This is a genomic window from Cryobacterium sp. Y11 (assembly GCF_002929535.1).
In the GTDB taxonomy this organism is placed as follows: domain Bacteria; phylum Actinomycetota; class Actinomycetes; order Actinomycetales; family Microbacteriaceae; genus Cryobacterium.
This window is the reverse complement of sequence record NZ_PJJO01000051.1, coordinates 89,956-108,888: the sequence shown is the minus strand read 5'-3', so window position 1 is coordinate 108,888 and position 18,933 is coordinate 89,956. Positions and strand designations below refer to the sequence as shown.

Here is an 18,933-nt window from a genome sequence, read left to right as displayed (position 1 = left end):
TGCGCGTGGGCCTCGGGGTCACTGTGCCAGTTCTGGCTCTACTGATCTCCGGCCACCCGGAGCTGAGCATTTATGCCGTCTTCGGCGCTTTCACGGGCATGTATGGCCGTGGTGAACCCCACCAGTTGCGGCTGGTGCACCAGGCCCAGGCTGCGGCGGTGCTGCTGACCGGGGTGACCATCGGGGTGGCGCTGTCCATCACCCAGATCGAGGTCTGGGCGCTGGTCGCCATCGAGGCCCTTCTGGCCGGAGCGGGTTCACTCGTGGCCGACAAAATACAGCTCAGACCTGCCGGGCCCTTCTTTGGTATTTTTGCGCTGGGAGCCTGCGCGTCGATCCCCACGGTCATTCCGCTCTGGGCTGCGGCGTTGATCTGCGCGACATCCGCACTCTTTTCCCTCCTCGTCGGGTTTGCCGGCTGGTTTCGAGGCCGCGCCTGGGACTCAACGGCGAGACGCTCTCGCGAATCCCTCTCCGGACCATGGCTCACGAAGGCGGGCGCGCACGCCACCCGTTATGTCGTCGCAGTCGCAGCCGCTGGCGTTCTTGGCCTTGTATTGGGGATCGGCCACGCCTATTGGGCCATGGCCGCTGCGGCTGTTCCCCTCGCCGGTGGCGACCTTCCCAGCCGGGTGCAGCGTGGCGTCCATCGCATATTCGGCACCTTTGCCGGCCTCGGCCTCACGGCGGGTATTCTTCTCCTTCATCCGAGTACGACCGTGCTGGTCATCCTCGTCATGGTCTTGCAGTTTCCCACTGAACTCTTCATGGTGCGCCACTACGGTCTCGCCCTCACCTTCTTCACGCCCGTCATACTGCTCATGACCCAACTTGCCAGCCCGATCGACCCGATAGCCCTGCTCACTGACCGTGGATGGGAAACCCTTCTCGGTGCCGTGGTTGGAATCATCGTCGTTCTGCTCATCCGCGATCGTCGCCACGAGTCATTGCGTGGGCCCGCCTAACGGTCAACGACCGCGGCCGTAGCGTCGGCCCAGAGCGACTCAAGAACGGACTGGGCCGGGCCAGCGGCTGCGGCACGAAAACCAGTGCCGGCCCAGAGGGCGAGCCCGTCAGGGTCACCGCGGCGGGCGGCATCCGCTCGCAGGGTCTTGGTGAGGTGATGCACCTGCGGATATTCGTGGGGCACGCTCGCATCGTGCGCGGTGATGAAGGTATTACTCAGCGCGCGCGCCGGACGACCAGAGAAGACTCGGGTAACGACGGTATCGGTAAATCGCGCATCGACCAGGGCGTTTTGGTGAGCCGGGTTCGCGCCCGACTCGTCGGTGCGGAGAAAGGCCGTGCCCAGGTGCACGGCCGCGGCTCCGGCAGCGAGAAGCGAGGCAATCTGCCCGCCCGAGTGGATGCCGCCCGCCGCAATCAGCGGCAGCGTCACCACCTCGCGAATTGCGATCAACAACTCCCCCAAAGCCACGGCGCCCGGTTCGCCCCGCGTGGTGAAGGTCGCCCGGTGCCCGCCGGCCTCCGGCCCCTGCACGCAGACGGCGTCAACGCCACGGTCGACCGCCTGCAGGGCTTCGGGCACCGAGGTGACGGTCGCGATCGAGTAGGAGCCGGCCGCGTGCATCCGCTCTACTGCGTCTCGTGGGGGCAGGCCGAAAGTGAAGGAAACAACCGGAACCTTCTGCGCGATAACGATGGCCACCTTGTCGGCGAACCAGTCATCGTCGGTCTGGTCAATTTCCCCGAATGTGGCGGCGGGGTTTTCGCTTGCGAGCACGTCGCGGTAGGCCAAGACGGCGGCGCGGTCGTTCAGTGCCGGCTGCGGAATGAACAGGTTGACGCCGAATGGCCTCGTGGTGCGCTGCTGCACATCGATGATCTGGTCGGCCAGTGCCTGCGGGGTCTTATAGCCGCCAGCCAGAAAGCCGAGGCCACCCGCGTTACTAACGGCGACCGCGAGGTTCGGCGTTGAGGACCCGCCAGCCATTGGTGCCGCAATGATAGGAATATCCAGGTCAGACAGTGAAAACATCGGGCTCCTCGGTCGATCAGGTTGGTTTAGTTAGATCGTCGATCTATCAAATGGAACAAGTTTCCAATTACTGTCGGTGGTCGGCACGTCGCGCACGGGCCCCCTTGCACCTTGGCACAGTTCGCGGTGGACCTGGGACGAGTGGTGGTATCCGCTCGCGCAAGAGTTGCTGTGCAGTATCGATAGGGAACGAGCGACAAGCGGAGAAGATGACCACTCCCCTCGTGCCGCACCGAGCCGCCCGACAGCTCGATGGCGCCGAGCTGCGCCGATGCTTGACCGATTGGATGCTCACCATTTCCGATTAAACGAAGCAGGGCCCCACCGAAGTGGAGCCCTGGCCAAACAAACTACGGGTTACGCGTTGAGCGAGGCCTGAAGTTCGAGCGTGATGGTGACCTTGTCGCCGAGCAGCATGCCGCCGGTTTCGAGGGCAGCGTTGTAGGTGAGGCCGAAGTCTTCGCGGTTGATTACGGTCTGGGCTGTCGCGCCGAACTTGTAGTTGCCGTAGGGGTCGCCGCCGAAGCCGCCAAAGTCGAAGTCGAAGGTGACGGGCTTGGTGACACCCTTGATGGTGATGTTTCCGTCAACGAGGTAGTCGCCCGTGACCTCGCGCACACCGGTCGACACGAAGTCGATGGTGGGGTACGTCTCAGCGTCGAAGAAGTCGCCGGTGCGGAGGTGTCCGTCACGGTTGGGCTCGTTGGTGTTGATCGAAACGATCTTGGCCGACGCGGTCACAACGGTGTCGAGGGGGTTCTCGCCCGTCACGAAGGTGGCGTCGAAATCGTCAAAGGTGCCCTTGACCTTGCTGATCACGATGTGGCGAATACTGAAGCTGACCGAGCTGTGCGCCTTGTCGATGGTCCAGGTTCCGGCCTTGTGTCCCGGGATGGTTGTTACGGCGGTCATAAAAATTCTCCTCAAGTGTGTGGGCCCAGAAGTTGTCGCCCTCGGATACATGCAAGCGCATAGAAGTGGGCGGTATTCCCCAAAAGACAAATATTCATGTCCTATTTTTTTGGGCGCCCGCACGGTGGCCTTAACTCAGGGCGACCGAATAGGCTCACCCTGTCACGGGGTTCTGTGCATTTATTGGGAGGCATCTGTGAGTGCACGACGGTCGCAGAGCATGCGAGGGGTCGCCGGCGAGGGAATCCTGATCGCCGCCGGGGGCCGTGCCATCCTGCTCCAGCTCGCCAATCCGGCCATAGGCCATGGCGTCGCCAACCACAGTCACTTCGCCAATCGGCCGCTCGATCGCCTGAATGGCACTCTCAGCTACGTCTACGCCATCGTGTTTGGTACGGCCGACCTGGTCGCCATGGTGACGGCGCGGGTCAACCACGCGCATATTCCCGTGCATTCCTCCGGAACCGGGCCCATATACAACGCGTTCACCCCCGAACTGCAACTGTGGGTCGCCGCGACCCTCTACGAATCGGCCACCCACCTGCACGGCCTGCTCTATGGCGCCCTCGACGACGCGACGGCCGATGCGGTGTACCGCGAATATTCCCGACTCGGCACCTCCCTGCAGGTGCCGCCGCAACTGTGGCCGGCCGATCGCGCCGCCTTCCGCCGCTACTGGAACGAGCAGCTGCCACTTCTCACAACGGATGCCGCCACCCGCGCCGTCGCGCACGAACTGTTGCACTCGCGCGCGGCTCCGCCCTGGTATCGCGCAGCCCTGCCACTGGCCCGACTCATGACGGCCGGGCTACTTCCCCCCGAAGTACGAGAGCTCTTCGAGCTCCCGTGGTCGCCGCGGCGCCAGCGACGCTTTGATCGCGTGATCGGCGGCATCCGTTTCGTGTATCCCCGCCTGCCGAAGGTGCTGCGCCATTGGCCTAAGAATCACTACCTGCGCCTGCTCCGCACGTCAGCGCGGCAGGCCTCGAACCGGCGCACGTCGGCCACACCGCCGGTAGTGTGAGAGTCCGATGACGCAGCCCCAACCCCCCCACCCCGGACTCGACGGCGTTGATCGCCAGATCATCGCCGAGCTCAGCCGTGACGGGCGACTCTCGATGCGTCAGCTGGCCGTGATCGTGCATATTTCCCGTACCGCCGCACACACCCGGGTGCAGAAGCTCGTCAGCCACGGCGTGATCACCGGCTTCGGCGTGCAGACCGCGCGAAAGGCCCTCGGACTCAACGTCTCGGCGCTGGTCATCGTGAAAATCGGCGACGTGGCCTGGGGCGAGATCGCGGCTCAACTGGCCCAGCTCCCTTTCGTGGAGAAGGCGCAGGCGGTGAGCGGGGACATCGACATTATTCTCACCGTGAGCGCTCCAGACCATGAGCAGCTCAGTATGGCAATTCTGCGCGATATCCACACCATGCCCGGGGTGATCTCGACTCGCTCCCACCTTATTCTCGACGAGATCATCGGGCATGCGCCCGGAGCGACCCCGGACGCCTGGCACTAAAACCCGACCAGAAACAACCAAGTGGTCGCCATCCGCGGTGTTGTCGGCCAATCGTTCACAACTGCGAAAAAGCCAGCGCGCGGCCGCGAAAAGAGCGCACCATTGGCTCATGAACCTCAATGTCGAGAGCACGCCGCGTTCAGCCGTGCTGGTACCCCCACCCCTTCGTTTGATCGACGACACCGGTCACGCGGTTGCCGACAGTGAGAACGGCGGGTTCGCCCTTCCACCCGTCCAGACGCTGCTCGGCCTCTACCGCCAGATGGTCGTCGCCCGTCGATTCGACGTTCAGGTCACCGCCCTCACCCGGCAGGGGCGCCTGGCCACCTACCCCTCGGCGCTCGGCCAGGAGGCCTGCGAGATCGCCGCCGTCGCCGCACTCTCCCCCCAGGACTGGCTGTTTCCGACCTACCGCGACAGCATCGCGTTGCTCACCCGCGGCGTCGAACCGACGGACATTCTCGCCTCCTTCCGCGGCGACTGGCATAGCGGCTATGACTATCAGCAGCATCGGATCGCGCCGCAGGCCACTCCGCTCGCCACCCAGGCGCTGCACGCCGTCGGCCTCGCTACCGCTGCCAAGCTCAAGCGCGACGACACCGTTGCCCTGACGCTGCTGGGTGATGGCGCCACGAGCGAGGGCGACGCCCACGAGGCCTTCAACTTCGCCGCGGTCTGGCAGGCTCCCGTGGTCTTCGTCGTGCAGAACAATCAGTTTGCCATCAGCGTGCCGCTCGACAAGCAGATGGCCTGCCGCACCATCGCCGATAAAGCGATCGGCTACGGCATGCCCGGCTACTACGTTGACGGCAACGACGTTGCGGCCATGTACGCCGTGGTGTCTGCGGCCGTGGACCGCGCTCGCAGCGGTGGCGGCCCGACCCTGATCGAGGGGCTCACCTACCGCATGGAGGCGCACACCAACTCGGATGACCCTACCCGCTACCGTAAGACCGCCGACGTCGATGTCTGGCGTGGTCGCGATCCGATCGAACGGCTGGAGAAGTATCTGGTGTCGCAGGGTGCCTTGTCGGACGCGGAACGCGCCGACATCGCTGCGGCTGCCGAGGCGCTCGCGGCAACGACCCGCGAATGTATGACCGAGCAGGCGGTGGTCGATCCGCTTGAGCTGTTCGAGCACGTGTACGCCACCCCGCGTACCGCCCTGGCCGAGCAGCGCGCCTTTCTGGCGACCGAACTCGAGGGCGATGCCGCGGCATCCGGTTCGATGAGCAAAGAGAGCAACCGATGAGCCCCCAGCAAACCCTCGAGAGCGGTACTGCGGTGCGCGCGCCGGAAAACCTCACCATGGCCGCCGCGCTCAATGCGGCCATTCGCGACGCGATGGTCGACGACCCGACCGTCGTCTTGTTCGGCGAAGACGTCGGCCCGCTCGGCGGCGTCTTTCGGGTGACCGACGGGCTTTATGCCGAATTTGGCGAGACCCGGGTGAGCGACTCACCGCTGGCCGAGGCCGGCATCGTGGGAACCGCGATCGGCATGGCTATGTACGGCCTGCGCCCGGTCGTTGAGATGCAGTTTGACGCGTTCAGCTACCCGGCATTTCAGCAGATCGTGTCGCACGTTGCCAAGATGCGCAACCGCACACGCGGCAAGATCTCGCTGCCAATCGTGATTCGCATACCCTATGCCGGCGATATCGGCGGCGTCGAGCACCACTCCGACTCGTCAGAGGCGTACTGGACGGCGACACCGGGGCTGACCGTGGTGAGCCCGTCGAATCCGGCCGACGCCTACTCCATGCTCCGCGACGCCATTCGAAGCGACGACCCGGTTATTTTCATGGAGCCGAAGAGTCGTTACTGGAGCAAGGCGTCCCTCGCCCTGCCGGTGCAGACCGAGCCGCTGAACCGGGCCGTCGTGCTGCGGGAGGGCACCGACGTCACGCTCATCGCCTATGGGCCGACCGTAAAAACCGCTCTCGCCACGGCCGAGCAGGCCACGGCGGAGGGGCTCTCGATCGAGGTCATCGACCTGCGCACACTGTCGCCATTTGATGACGAGACGGTGGGGGCATCGGTTCGAAAGACCGGCCGGGCCGCCATCGTGCATGAGGCCGCGCAGTTCGGCGGCTACGGCGCCGAGGTGGCCGCGCGCCTGACCGAGCGCAATTTCTTCTACCTGGCCGCGCCCATTCTGCGCATCACCGGCTTCGACATTCCCTACCCGTCCCCCAAGCTCGAGGAGTATTTCTTGCCCACCCCCGACCGTATTCTTGCCGCGCTGTCGACCTGGGAGTGGAGCTGATGAGCCGCGAATTTCTGCTGCCAGACCTCGGCGAGGGACTCACCGAGGCCGAGATTGTGGCCTGGCTGGTCGCTCCCGGCGACACGATAGTTATCGATCAGGCCGTGGTCGAAGTTGAATCGGCCAAGTCGATCGTGGAGCTGCCGTCGCCATATGGCGGCGTTGTGGCCAGCCTGTTTGGCGAGCCGGGCCAGGTCATTCACGCCGGCCAGGTGTTGCTGACCGTCGTTGACAGTACAGCGGATGTTGCGGCGAGCGCCGCTCCTACGGGTTCGGCTGGCTCGGCTGATGCGGCTGTTTCAGCGCCGGACACCGCCAGCATCGCCGCCAGCGCCACCGCCGAAGGTTCCGGCGCGGTCCTCGTGGGCTATGGCACCACCGAGAGCACCCGGCCGGCGCGGAAGGTGGCCGCCGGGCGGTTCGGTGGCACGGGCGCCGCGAGCATGCCCCGCGTCATAACAGCGGATGCCCCGGCTCGGCCCGCAGCGACACCGACGGTGGCCGCTACGCGACCGGCCGAACCGGTGGCATCCGTTTCGACGGTCGCGGTTTCGACCAACACCGCCGACCCGACCCATCGCTCCCCCGTGGTGTCGCCAATCGTTCGCCGGCTGGCCCGTGAGAACGGATTCGATGCGAGCACGCTGCAGGGATCGGGTCGGGACAGTCTTGTTCTGCGCAGCGATGTTGAAGAGTATCTGCGCGCGCTGACCGCGCCCGGAGCACCCGACACTGCCGTCGTGACGCCGGCAGCCACCCCAGCAGTCGTCGGTGCAGCAGCGATCGGTGCAGCAGGGGTCGGTGCAGCAGCGGTCGGCGTATCGCCGGCCGACGAGAGCGCGGACATTCGCATTCCGATCTCCGGGCTGCGCAAAGTTGTGGCGCAGCGACTGGCCACGTCGCGGCGGGAGATTCCCGAGGCAACGATCTGGCTCGACGTGGATGCGACCGCCCTGTTCGCGGCCCGCGATCAGCTGCGAGCGGCGACCGGCGAGCGGTTCAGCGTGACGGCGCTCATTGCTCGGTTCGTCGTGGCCGGGTTGCGGCAGTATCCGGTACTGAATTCCTCGGTCGATACCGCAAGCCAGGAAATTCTGCAGCACGGAGCCGTGAACCTCGGCATCGCTGCGCAGACCTCACGCGGGCTCATGGTTCCCGTGATCCACGGCGCCCACGCCATGAGCACCCGGCAGTTGCGCGATTCCATCGCCGCTCTGGTGGCGCAATCGCCGGAGGGCACCTTTGCTCCGAGCGCGCTGACCGGTGGAACCTTCACCCTCAACAACTTCGGCTCCCTCGGCGTTGACGGCTCCGCTGCGATCATCAATCACCCGGAGGCGGCCATTCTCGGCATCGGACGCATGATCGAACGGCCGTGGGTGGTCAATCATGCACTCGCGGTGCGCACCGTCGTTGAGCTCTCGATGGTGTTCGACCATCGGGTCTGCGACGGTGGAACAGCAGCGGGGTTTCTCACCTACATTGCCCGGTGCATCGAAAACCCAGTGAGCCTCGTCGCCGATCTCTAAGAGAGCAGATCTGGCAGTGGTAACTCAGTGATGTCTGTTGGCGTATAGGCTGCTCAGTGACACGGGGTGCTCCGCACAATGCGCGAGCTGAGATTAATACCCGTTGAACCTGTCTAGTTAGCACTAGCGGAGGGATGTCACTGATGACTGCTCAGAACTCGAATACTACGCTGAGGTCCACGCCTCGGATTCTCAGTATCGCCGGCACCGACCCGACCGGCGGTGCCGGCATCCACGCCGATTTGAAAAGCATCGCAGCCAACGGCGGGTACGGCATGGCGGTGGTCACAGCTCTGGTCGCGCAGAACACACAAGGGGTGCGCTCGGTGCACACCCCGCCGGTCGCTTTTCTGCGCCAGCAATTGGACGCCGTGAGCGATGACGTGACCATCGATGCCGTGAAGATCGGCATGCTCGCTGATATCGACGTGATTCACGAGGTGCGTTCCTGGCTCGACGCTCACCGTCCTCCGCTCGTCGTGCTCGACCCGGTGATGGTGGCAACGAGTGGTCACCGGCTGCTCGACCCTCAAGCTGAGCAGGCGCTGCGAGATCTGATCCCCCTCGCCGATCTCGTCACACCCAACGTTCCCGAGCTGGCCGTTCTGCTCGCAGAACCCACAGCAGCAAATTGGGCTGAGGCCGTCGAACAGGGCAAACGACTGTCAGCCCGCACCGGCGTCACCGTGTTGGTCAAGGGAGGTCACTTCGACGAAACGAACTGCCCTGATGCCCTGGTCAATACCCACGGGCTGCTGGCACAGAGCGTTGTCGAGTGTGCTTCGCCGCGCATTGCCACCAAAAACACCCACGGCACCGGATGCTCGCTCTCCTCGGCAATGGCCACGGTCCAGGCACGAACCGGGGACTGGGCGGCGTCTCTGGCCGAGGTCAAGGACTGGCTGCAGGATGCCCTGACCCATGCCGACGACCTCGAAGTGGGTCAAGGCCATGGCCCGATCCATCACTTTCATCGGCTGTTCGCAGGCGCGTCGGCCGCACCCGCTGCTTCGGCGAAATTCAGTGCGACACTCTGGCGCGACGTCGAGCTGATACGCACACAGATCTTCAATCTGCCGTTCATCACGGATCTCGGTACCGGCTCCCTGGATGAACGAGATTTTTCGTATTACCTCGCGCAGGACGCGCTCTATCTGGCCACCTACGCGCGCGTTCTTGCCCGCGCTAGTGAGATCGCGCCGACGACGTACGCACAACGGTTTCTAGCCGATTCGGCACGACGCTGCCGCGACGTTGAGTTGGAGTTACACAGAAACTGGCTGGAGCAACGGGAGGTGTCTTCCGAGGCCAGCCCGGTAACGACTGGCTACCTCGATCACTTGCTCGGACTCGCTGAGGACGCAAACTATCCGGTGCTTCTCGCGGCGCTGCTGCCCTGTTATTGGCTCTATGCGGATGTCGGTGAGCGGCTGCACACCAATTTTCTGGCCCGCACCGAGACAGCGGTGCATCCATATTCCGCCTGGCTGCAGACCTATGCCGATGACGAATTCGCCGCGGCCACGAGGGAAGTCATCGCGCTCATTGACGACTGCGCGTCAACGGCCTCTGATGCGCAACGTTCGGCGATGCGCCAGGCGTTTGCCATCTCGTCCCGGTTCGAGCTTGACTTCTTCGACGCCCCTCGGCAGTTTGTGCTGGCCTGAGATGACCACGCCCAACTCCGTACGGTGTGCGGCACTAGCGAAGCTACGGCAGGCGGGCCAGAAGCCGCTGCGCGGCATCCGTCGGGTCGGTGGCGTCGGTGATCGCACGCACCACAACCACTCGCGTCGCGCCAGCGTCGACGACCTGGTCGATAGTGCCCAGGTCGATGCCGCCGATGGCAAACCACGGCAGCTCGCTGTCGATGGCGGCGCTGCGGGCGGCCGCATAGCGCAGCAGATCAGTTCCAACTGCCGCCCGACCGGGTTTTGTCGGTGTGGCCCACACCGGGCCGACGCAAAAATAGTTGAGATCGTTCGCGGTCAGGGCGGCATCCACTTGGTTGGTGGTGTGTGTGGACAGGCCGATCAGGGCGGCCGGGCCGAGCAGGGTGCGAGCGGAGGTCACCGGCAGATCGCTCTGGCCCACATGAAATACCGGAGCATTCGCCAGGCTGGCAATATCCGCCCGGTCGTTGACGGCCCAGAGTCGTGCGTGCTGGTTCGCAACCGAGCGCAGAATTTCGAGATAGTCGAGTTCCTCAGCGGCGTCGATGTTCTTGTCGCGAAGCTGAATGATGTCGACCCCGCCAGCGAACGCCGCTGCCACGAATTCAGCGAAATCGCCACGATCCTTCCGGGCATCGGTGCAGAGATACAGCCGGGCGTTTATCTGGTCCATGCGACCAACACTAGGGGCCAATGTGAAGCGTCCACGCCACAAAACGGTGAGCACCATGAGTGAACGAGGTGTAAACCGCACGGTCGACGTCGCCGTGATCGGCGGGGGCATCATCGGACTCGGCATTGCCTGGGCCGTTGCGCATTCGGGCCGCACGGTGGTCGTCATCGACCCGGAGCCCGCCAGCGGTGCAACGTATGCTGCGGCCGGAATGCTCGCGGCGGTAAGCGAACTGCACTACCAGGAAGAGGCGTTGCTCGAGCTCATGCTCGCCTCCTCGGGGCTGTATCCGGCGTTCATCGATTCCCTCGGACCCGATCATTACCTAACCGGGTATCAGAGAACTCACACCATGAGTGTTGGCGCGGATTCGGCCGACCGGCACGCGTTGGCCGACCTGCGCGGAGTACAGCTGGCCAGCGGGCTGATCGTTGACCCGCTGACCATTCGCGAGGCGCGTGTCTACGAACCGCTGCTGAGCCCGCACGTTTCTGGGGCTTTCATGGTGGAGCAGGATCATCAGGTCGACCCACGCCGGCTCAGCGCGCGCATCCAACTCATGCTTGCCGCGCTGGCGGAAAACGGCGGGTGGGGCCACGACGCCCTGATCCGGGTGAAGGCCACCGGGTTAGTGCACGACGATTGCGCGGATGCCTCATCTCGCGTCACCGGTGTCGCCCTGGCTGATGGCGGCACGGTCAGTGCCGCCGAAGTCGTTGTGGCCACTGGCCTCGCGGCGGCCGGGCTCAGCGGGTTGCCCGAGCACCTGACCCTGCCGCTTCGCCCGGTTTACGGGGATATTCTGCGGCTTCGGGTGCCGGAGCACCTGCGGCCGTTGCTCACCTGCACGATCCGCGGACTGGTGCACGGTGTGCCGGTCTATCTGGTTCCACGATCGGACGGAACGGTGGTGATCGGAGCCACCCAACGCGAAGACGGCTCCACTGCGGTGTCGGCTGGTGGCGTCTATCAACTTTTGCGTGACGCCCAGGTGCTGGTGCCGGCAGTGAGTGAGCTCGAGCTGATCGAGGTGACCGCTCGTGCTCGTCCAGGAACGCCCGATAACGCGCCGCTGCTCGGCCGGGTATCGCGAATTGGTGGGGCACCGGAGGGCGACGACGTTCCCGGACTTATTGTCGCCACCGGATTTTTCCGCCACGGCGTACTGCTCACCCCGGTGGCTGCCCACTACTGTCTTCAGCTGATCGAAGGCAGTGCCGATCAGCGCTGGGAGCGCTTTCGGCCCGACCGTTTCTCTGCAACCCGCCCGTCAGCATCCGTTTCCCTCCAAGGAGTTGTCAGCTCATGACCGAATCCACACTCACCGATATAAGCGCCACCGCGATCACCATCAACGGCAAAGAACGACGTGTACGGCGCGGCAGCACCGTGACCGAACTGGTCGCCGAGATCACTGGTCGGCAGATCGGCGCGGATGGCCGGGCGACCGACGAACAACGGCTCGGAGTTGCCGTCGCGCGTAACGCCGTGGTCGTGCCGCGCAGCCAATGGTCGTCCACCGTTTTGTTGGCCGACGATGACATTGAAATTGTCACCGCAGTTCAGGGTGGCTGACGTCGTGTACTCCGCCAACAGTGACGCTCTGGTGATTGACGGCGTGCCGCTGAATTCGCGCTTGATCATGGGCACCGGTGGCGCGCCCAGCCTCGATGGCCTTGGCGCGGCCCTTCACGCCTCCGGTACCGAGCTCACCACCGTCGCCATGCGGCGTCACAGCGTGGTGACGACCGGATCGCTGTTCGATCTTCTCGTCGATCGCTCCATTCGGGTATTACCCAATACCGCCGGATGCTTTACCGCGCGCGAGGCGGTCCTGACCGCAGAGCTGGCTCGGGAGGCCCTCGAGACCGACTGGATCAAGCTGGAGGTGATCGCCGATGAACAAACGCTTTTGCCCGATGCGGTCGAACTCGTGGAGGCTACCGAACAGCTCGTCGGGCGCGGCTTCAAGGTTTTCGCCTACACGAATGACGATCCGGTGCTGGCCCTTCGCCTGGAGCATCTCGGTGCCGTCGCTGTGATGCCACTCGGAGCTCCGATCGGCACCGGGCTGGGCATCCTCAATCCGCACAATATCGAGTTGATCGTTTCTCGTGCCGGCATTCCCGTGGTGCTGGATGCTGGCATCGGTACCGCCTCCGACGCTGCGCTCGCGATGGAGCTGGGCTGCGATGCCGTACTCCTGGCCACAGCGGTGACGCGCGCGCAGAACCCGGCCCTCATGGCCCAAGCCTTCAAGCATGCGGTGATTGCGGGTCGACTGGCCGCCCAGGCTGGCCGGATTCCGCGGCGTGAACTCGCCTTGGCATCATCGACGATGAACGATCGCGCCGACCTATGAATGACCTGATGCTGTTGGCACCGCTCGTCGAACCCGGCGATGAGCTCACTGCCGCCGAACTCGAGCGGTACTCACGCCATATCCTTATTCCCGAAATGGGTGTTCTCGGCCAACGGCGACTGAAGAATGCGCGGGTGCTGGTGATTGGCGCCGGCGGTCTCGGTTCGCCGGTACTGCTCTACCTGGCGGCAGCTGGGGTGGGCACCCTGGGAATTATCGACACTGACACCGTAGACCTCAGCAACCTGCAGCGGCAGATTATCCACGGCGTCAAAGACCTGGGTCGCTTGAAACTTGAGTCCGCAGCCGCAGCGGTAGCCGAGCTCAACCCACTCGTGTCGGTTCACCGACACGATGTGTGGCTGGACTCGGCGAACGCGCTGGAGTTATTCGCCCACTACGACCTGATCGTTGACGGTGCCGACAATTTCGCCACTCGCTATCTGGTCAGTGATGCCGCCGCGATGCTCGGCAAGCCCTGCGTCTGGGGATCCATCCTGCGCTTTGACGGGCAGGTCAGCGTGTTCTGGAATGAGCACGGGCCCACCTACCGCGACCTGTATCCGGAGGCTCCACCGGCGGGGTCCGTGCCCAACTGCGCAGAGGGCGGAGTGTTCGGGATGCTCTGCGGAACGATCGGCGGGACGATGGTCGCCGAAGCCGTCAAATTGATCACCGGAGTCGGCCGCACGCTTCTGGGCCGGGTCGTGCTCTTTAACGCCTTTGACGCGTCGTGGCGCGAGCTCGCTATCGCGCGCGACCCCGCGAACACACCGGTGACCGAGTTGATCGATTACGACGTCTTCTGCGACACATCATCCACATCGAATCCGGATGACGAAGCGATCTCCGTGCACGAACTCGCCGCCATGCTCGAGAGCCGGAACCGCGGCGAGCGTGACTTCGACCTCATCGACGTGCGGGAACCCGGGGAATACGACATCGTGCATATTGCCGGGGCGCTGCTCATTCCGCAGGGCGGCATCCTCTCGGGAGAAGCATTGTCGTCTCTCTCGCGGGAGCGCGATATTGTGCTGCACTGCAAGGCGGGTGCCCGCTCGGCTGCCGTTTTGGCCGAGCTGCATCGCCGTGGCTACGACCGGGTGTGGCAGGTCGATGGCGGTATCGACGCGTGGGTGAGGGAGATCGCGCCGCTGCTGCCGACCTGAACGAAATTATCTGGCCAGCGCTAACACGTCAATGCGTTGTGCGTGCGCGCCGAACGGGGCATGGTCGCATTCCGGGTGACCGGGCCCGTACCGCACTCGATACGCGCGGTCGGCTTTCCGGCCAGCGGAGAGGTGGTCGTCATCGCGCGGCTGCCCGTCGACGTCAAGCGCCGCCCGCACCTCTGACTCACTCCGCCCGAGTGTCGTGGCGATATCGGCCATGGATTGACCGGAGAGCGCGAGGTTGGTGCCCAGCTCATTGCGGGTCGCGGCGACCTGGCGACGGTTAAGCGACATGAGATGAATCCGTATCGGAGCGACGTGGTGTCATATCAACAGCATGCGCCTGTCCCGTGGTTCGGCCAATTCACGCTGCGGCCGTGCGCCGGCATCTGATTGATCGTTCACCCCGTCGCAGGTCGATAATCGCCGAGAAGCATTGGAACGCATTTTGCGCCCGGGGCAGTGATTAGACAGGGCCGGGCCCGGGATCTGTATCGCACTGGGCAACGCCAGGTGGCGCTGCCACCTGGCGCGCGTCTTCTCCCGACCAGACGTGCCGGTCGAATCGGGCACTGACTGATGCGTTAGCGTAATCGGATGAGGGGATTTAGCGCGGGGGCTGTGCGTCCAGTTTTTCGGCCAGTCGCACTGCCGGTCGGCGTTGGACTTTTCACCACCGCGTTATACACCCTATTCTCGGCGCTGCAATGGCGCAGCGTCGCCGCTCCCTCCTGGGACCTGGGCATCTTCACCCAGCTGGCCAGACAATATGCCTTGCTCGAAACGCCGATCGTCACGATCAAGGGCGAGGGATTCAATCTGCTCGGTGACCACTTTCATCCGCTTTTAATGATGCTCGGACCAATTTTTGCGGCCTTTCCGCACGCGTTCACGCTGCTGGTGGTACAAAATGCACTGTTCGGCCTGGCCGCGGCAGCGTTGACCTACGGCGCGATTCGGCTGCTCGATCCGGTGACCGGCACGCTGTTCGGGCTCGCTTTCGCGTTCAGCTGGGGGCTGCAGAGCGCGATGGAAGCGCAGTTTCACGAGATCGCGTTCGCCGTGCCGCTACTCGCGCTGTCATTGACCGCTTTTTTGCTGCGCAAGTGGATGGCCTGCCTCCTCTGGGCGATGCCGCTGGTGTTCGTGAAGGAGGACCTCGGCCTCACCGTGGCCGCCCTGGGTATCGTGCTGGCAGCGCGCAGCCGGCATCCGCGGGGAATTTGGCTCGCCGTCTGGGGCCTTGGCTGGTTTGCCCTCGCGAGCCTTGTGATTTTGCCGCTGCTCAACCCGAACGGGGCGTGGGCGTATTCAAGCAGCATCGACCTGATGGGGATTCTGGGCGACCCAGCGGCGTTGTTGCAGCCGCAGAAGGGGGTAACCGTGGCGCTGCTGCTCGTGGCCGGTGGACTGATTGCGGTGCGGTCGCCGCTCGCCCTCGTGCTGCTGCCGACGCTCGCCTGGCGGTTTCTATCCGACAATTCAGGCTATTGGGGCCCCACCTGGCAGTACAGCGCCGTGCTCATGCCGATCGTGTTCGCGGCGGCGCTTGACGGTATCGTGCTCGTGCGTGCCAGCCGTCGGGGCTGGCTGCGCGCCTATGGGCGGCAGGCGGCATCCGTTTCGATTGTCGCCGGTCTCGTGCTCGCCACGACGCTGCCACTGTTTAAATTGACGGATGTCTCGGCCAATTTTTCGACGGATCGCACCGCGGCCGCGACTGCCGCCCTCTCTGGAGTGCCAGACGGTGCCGTGGTCGAATCCGATATTGGGCTCATGAACTATCTGGTCGAGCGAACGGATGTCTACTGGCTCGGCAACCAGAATCCCCTGCCGGACTATCTCGTGATCGATCTTCTAGCCGGCGGCCTGCCCAGCGAATGGAGTTCGGCGCAGGTCGTGGCCGAGGCTCTGCATCCCGGAGCCAGGTTCACAACGATCTACTCGGCTGGCGGCTACGAGGTCGCCCGCGCTGACCCAACCGGCTAACCGGCCCGCCGCTTACACCCGCATCCCGTACCCCTCATCCCGCAGCCCGCGTCGGTCGACGCTCACCCGAACCTGCACAAAGCCCACTGTCACCAGCAGGATCACACCGACGACCACCGCCGTCATAACGGTGGCGGCGGCCGGGGAGTTCAGACCGTCATCGCGCAGCGCGGCGATTACGCCGACGACCCCGCCCAGCAGGACGGCCCCGCCGACAACGGCCACAACCGGGCTCGTCACCAGCTTGGTCCAGGTGACGGGCAGATCGGCGTCGGTCGTGCCGGCCCGCACTTCGACGGGTTCCGGTGAAGCCGGGTCGAGCCACTTGTGCGCCAGAAGAAACGGAAGCACTCCATAGCCGCAGGCAGCGACGGTGAAAAGCACCCAGGCACCCATCTCGGGTTCCGCATCGCCGGCGGCAATCGTGATACCGGCCGTGCTCAGCCACAGGCACGACGACAGCCCGGCAGCAAAGCCGAGTCCGAGATATACGGGTCGCCGATTGGGCGCACCGCGTTCGCGCAACCAGGAGGTGGCGAGAATTGCAGCACCGACACTCACCACGACCGCGATCGCGGCCATAGCTTCGGTCGGTATCGTCGAGCTCACGGCGCCGTCGCGGCCCCATTGCCGCGGCAGCACATCGGGAAGGCGATCGATCCATAGCAGCCAGGTGACGACAACCGCCAGCAGTGGGAGCCAGAGCGTCGCCGCAGCAGCGACGTCACGTGGGCGTGTTGGCGCCGAACTGTTCACCAATGTCATCCGTTCCCCCGATCACAGGCGGTAGGCACGAAGCCCGCCAGCGCACTCCTCCCATTCAATCACTCACCGGCCCCGTGGCGAATTCAGCAAGACGAGTCGATTTCAGATAGGTGTGGCCGGACCAGTGCGGCGCCCCGCCCGCTTTCGCCCGGAGTGCCTGAATTCGCCATAGGCAGGCCAGTGCCGACGGTGTCAGTGAGTCAGTACCGTTAGCGACTTGGGCGATCGCGCTTGTGGTGCTAAACGCCGGTGCGGGAGTGTCCAGCGCGGTCAACACCCGCGGTTCAACTGCCCTCAAAACATTTCTTTGAGTATTCTTTGCTGGTTTTCGGTGATTTAGTGCTTGTATGCGTGATTTTTCCTCGGGAATGTCGGTGGTCGGGTGTTGGGTTGAAATATGGACAACCTGGCGTTGGAACTCACCCGGGCGGCGGCCGCTGTTGCCGCGCTCGGTGGATCCAATGCCGAGTTCAACAGCCTGAGTGATGCGCAGGTTCTCGCCGCTCGTGGTCCGATCGCAGATCTGCTGCGCCTGAGCAACACCGTGGCGGCGCTGCTGGCGGGCACGATTGCAAAGCGGTCTCGACCGAAGCTCGGCCAATCGGGCCTGGCGGCGCGGCACGGGTTTGGCAACCCGACTTTGATGGTGCAGCAGGCCACCGGTCTCAGCCGGGTTGAGGCCGGGCGGCTGCTCGCTGTCGGGGTGCTGATGAATGAAACTGAATCCGCGGAGCGTCGCGTCGCGTCGCGTCGCCGAAGCTGACCGCGAAGCGGAGCGGGCCACGCAGACCGCCGTCGACGCCGCAGCCGAGGCGATAGCGGAAGCCGCGCGAGATGCGGAGCGAGAAGCTGCCCGCTGGGCCGCCCGTGAGGCGGAGCGAGCGGCAGCGTGGACCCGATTGCACCCCAATCTGCCACTGCCAGCCGCCATACCGGGCCCCGCCGTGCCCGTCGCCCCGGTGCTGCCGAGCGCCCCGGTGGCGCCGCTGGCAGTCGTGGTGCCGTGGCAGGCACCGATCATGCACGCCGTGATGGCACCCGAACAAGGCGAAATGTGGATCGCAACCTACGACGCACTCACCAGTCCGAGACGCGGCGGCGTGCGATTCGTTGACCCAGAACGCACGAAGTGGGCGCAAAGCGTCAAGGACGACCCGCGCACCGTCGCCCAGAACACCGATGAGACGCCGACTGACACACGGGCGGGCAGCGCAACGGGCGGCGCAACGGGCGGCGAAGCAAGCCGGATGAGAGAACCTCGGCTGAGCACTCCGACTACACCCAGCCAAGAACCCTCAATCACCCACCCCGTTTTCGGCTACATCGAAGGCAACCCCGCACCAATATCAGCGCAATCAATCGACCGGCACCTCTGCGACACCGGCTACCTCGGCATCCTCTTCTCCCATACCGGGCAACCCCTCAACGTCGGACGAGACCAACGACTCTTCAACCGCGAACAACGCCGCGCCCTCGCCGCCCGCGACGGCGGATGCTGCTGGCCGGGCTGTGAACAACCACCAGCGTGGACAGAATCACACCACATCGACAGCTAGTCTGACCAGGGACTTTCCAACATCGACCACGCCATACTACTCTGTAGCCACCACCACATGCTGCTCCACAACCGACACTGGAAAATCCTTCTCCAAGACGGAGAGTAACGGCTACAACCGCCGATCGAGATCGACTCCGCACAAACTCTCATCGCCCTGCCCAGCAAGAACCCGCTCATGCAGGCACCACTCGCACTCAACCAGCCGACGTCAACTACCCCCGGGGCTGGCACGGCAGACCCAGGCGCATCACGGGATGGCGGTCTCGACGAGCTCGACCAACGGCAGGGGGACGACCCGCAACCCGGTCACCGTAACGACGACTACCGAAACTAGACGTTCGCCACCCGGCACCCCGCGGGCTGGCACGGCAGACCACGACGCGTCACGGGATGGCGGTCGGGGCAAGCTCGACCAACAGCGCGGGGACGACCCGAGACCGGGCTCGTTGCCTGACGGCAGAGCGCGTCAACGGGGCTGGACGAGCTTTCTTTTCAACGCCACAGAGTGAACGT

19 protein-coding genes and 1 riboswitch are annotated in these 18,933 nt (G+C 64.5%); of the genes, 14 read left to right on the top strand and 5 right to left on the bottom strand.

Translation table 11 applies throughout. From position 1 onward, the window contains the following. Nucleotides 1–23: 23 nt before the first annotated feature. Entirely contained in the window at nt 24–965 is a 942-nt protein-coding gene (locus CXY75_RS05605; protein WP_369826679.1) for an FUSC family protein, read from the top strand. On the opposite strand, the gene CXY75_RS05600 is transcribed toward CXY75_RS05605, so the two are convergent. Further along, nucleotides 962–1,999 carry a nitronate monooxygenase gene (locus CXY75_RS05600; RefSeq protein WP_104081842.1) on the bottom strand — a complete coding sequence of 346 codons (1,038 nt, stop codon included), beginning with the start codon at nt 1,997–1,999 and terminating at the stop codon, nt 962–964. The genes CXY75_RS05605 and CXY75_RS05600 overlap by 4 nt on opposite strands. 357 nt (nt 2,000–2,356) lie before the next feature. Next, nucleotides 2,357–2,911, bottom strand: coding sequence for a YceI family protein (locus CXY75_RS05595; protein ID WP_104081841.1), 555 nt, complete (start codon nt 2,909–2,911; stop codon nt 2,357–2,359). A gap of 196 nt (nt 2,912–3,107) precedes the next feature. On the opposite strand from CXY75_RS05595, the gene CXY75_RS05590 reads away from it, so the two are divergent. The 6 genes from CXY75_RS05590 (at nt 3,108) to CXY75_RS05565 (ending at nt 9,895) form a co-directional block, all read left to right on the top strand. Further along, nucleotides 3,108–3,935, top strand: coding sequence for an oxygenase MpaB family protein (locus CXY75_RS05590; RefSeq protein WP_233201749.1), 828 nt, complete (start codon nt 3,108–3,110; stop codon nt 3,933–3,935). A gap of 7 nt (nt 3,936–3,942) precedes the next feature. Further along, nucleotides 3,943–4,431: an Lrp/AsnC family transcriptional regulator gene (locus CXY75_RS05585; protein ID WP_104081839.1), complete on the top strand. Its 489-nt coding sequence runs from the start codon at nt 3,943–3,945 to the stop codon at nt 4,429–4,431. Between the two features lie 109 nt (nt 4,432–4,540). Further along, the gene (gene pdhA, locus CXY75_RS05580; protein WP_104081838.1) at nt 4,541–5,683 is read left to right on the top strand and encodes a pyruvate dehydrogenase (acetyl-transferring) E1 component subunit alpha; all 1,143 of its coding nucleotides are present in this window, start codon (nt 4,541–4,543) and stop codon (nt 5,681–5,683) included. After that, entirely contained in the window at nt 5,680–6,699 is a 1,020-nt protein-coding gene (locus CXY75_RS05575) for an alpha-ketoacid dehydrogenase subunit beta (protein WP_104081837.1), read from the top strand. Before pdhA ends, CXY75_RS05575 begins: the two co-directional genes overlap by 4 nt. Continuing rightward, nucleotides 6,699–8,228 carry a dihydrolipoamide acetyltransferase family protein gene (locus CXY75_RS05570; RefSeq protein WP_104081836.1) on the top strand — a complete coding sequence of 510 codons (1,530 nt, stop codon included), beginning with the start codon at nt 6,699–6,701 and terminating at the stop codon, nt 8,226–8,228. Before CXY75_RS05575 ends, CXY75_RS05570 begins: the two co-directional genes overlap by 1 nt. A 52-nt stretch (nt 8,229–8,280) precedes the next feature. Continuing rightward, nucleotides 8,281–8,380, top strand: a riboswitch (TPP riboswitch). Then, nucleotides 8,363–9,895 carry a bifunctional hydroxymethylpyrimidine kinase/phosphomethylpyrimidine kinase gene (locus CXY75_RS05565; RefSeq protein ID WP_158251133.1) on the top strand — a complete coding sequence of 511 codons (1,533 nt, stop codon included), beginning with the start codon at nt 8,363–8,365 and terminating at the stop codon, nt 9,893–9,895. (Overlaps the previous riboswitch by 18 nt.) Nucleotides 9,896–9,938: 43 nt before the next feature. Here CXY75_RS05565 and thiE read toward each other — a convergent pair whose 3' ends face one another. Beyond that, on the bottom strand, nt 9,939–10,574 hold the full coding sequence (gene thiE, locus CXY75_RS05560; RefSeq protein WP_104081835.1) for a thiamine phosphate synthase: 636 nt from the start codon (nt 10,572–10,574) through the stop codon (nt 9,939–9,941). Between the two features lie 55 nt (nt 10,575–10,629). Here thiE and thiO point away from each other — a divergent pair, with 55 nt between their 5' ends. From thiO to moeB, 4 genes are read left to right on the top strand one after another with little or no spacing between them, the layout of a single operon-like run. Beyond that, nucleotides 10,630–11,883: a glycine oxidase ThiO gene (thiO, locus tag CXY75_RS05555; RefSeq protein WP_104081834.1), complete on the top strand. Its 1,254-nt coding sequence runs from the start codon at nt 10,630–10,632 to the stop codon at nt 11,881–11,883. Then, nucleotides 11,880–12,149 carry a sulfur carrier protein ThiS gene (thiS, locus tag CXY75_RS05550; RefSeq protein WP_104081833.1) on the top strand — a complete coding sequence of 90 codons (270 nt, stop codon included), beginning with the start codon at nt 11,880–11,882 and terminating at the stop codon, nt 12,147–12,149. The genes thiO and thiS overlap by 4 nt, the downstream gene beginning before the upstream one ends. Beyond that, nucleotides 12,142–12,936 carry a thiazole synthase gene (locus tag CXY75_RS05545; protein WP_304481708.1) on the top strand — a complete coding sequence of 265 codons (795 nt, stop codon included), beginning with the start codon at nt 12,142–12,144 and terminating at the stop codon, nt 12,934–12,936. The genes thiS and CXY75_RS05545 overlap by 8 nt, the downstream gene beginning before the upstream one ends. Further along, entirely contained in the window at nt 12,933–14,105 is a 1,173-nt protein-coding gene (gene moeB, locus CXY75_RS05540) for a molybdopterin-synthase adenylyltransferase MoeB (RefSeq protein ID WP_233201748.1), read from the top strand. The genes CXY75_RS05545 and moeB overlap by 4 nt, the downstream gene beginning before the upstream one ends. Nucleotides 14,106–14,111: 6 nt before the next feature. On the opposite strand, the gene CXY75_RS05535 is transcribed toward moeB, so the two are convergent. Next, nucleotides 14,112–14,402, bottom strand: a complete 291-nt coding sequence (locus tag CXY75_RS05535; RefSeq protein WP_104081831.1) for a DUF2316 family protein — start codon at nt 14,400–14,402, stop codon at nt 14,112–14,114. A gap of 303 nt (nt 14,403–14,705) precedes the next feature. Here CXY75_RS05535 and CXY75_RS05530 point away from each other — a divergent pair, with 303 nt between their 5' ends. Then, entirely contained in the window at nt 14,706–16,097 is a 1,392-nt protein-coding gene (locus tag CXY75_RS05530) for a DUF2079 domain-containing protein (protein WP_104081830.1), read from the top strand. 12 nt (nt 16,098–16,109) lie between these two features. Here the strand turns inward: CXY75_RS05530 and CXY75_RS05525 are convergent, their stop codons facing one another. Continuing rightward, complete coding sequence (locus CXY75_RS05525) at nt 16,110–16,862, bottom strand: hypothetical protein (protein WP_104081829.1); 753 nt, start codon at nt 16,860–16,862, stop codon at nt 16,110–16,112. 397 nt (nt 16,863–17,259) lie between these two features. Here CXY75_RS05525 and CXY75_RS05520 point away from each other — a divergent pair, with 397 nt between their 5' ends. Both CXY75_RS05520 and CXY75_RS05515 read left to right on the top strand, forming a co-directional pair. Then, entirely contained in the window at nt 17,260–17,625 is a 366-nt protein-coding gene (locus CXY75_RS05520) for a hypothetical protein (RefSeq protein ID WP_104081828.1), read from the top strand. Next, complete coding sequence (locus CXY75_RS05515) at nt 17,576–18,418, top strand: HNH endonuclease signature motif containing protein (RefSeq protein ID WP_104081827.1); 843 nt, start codon at nt 17,576–17,578, stop codon at nt 18,416–18,418. Before CXY75_RS05520 ends, CXY75_RS05515 begins: the two co-directional genes overlap by 50 nt. Nucleotides 18,419–18,933: the final 515 nt, after the last annotated feature.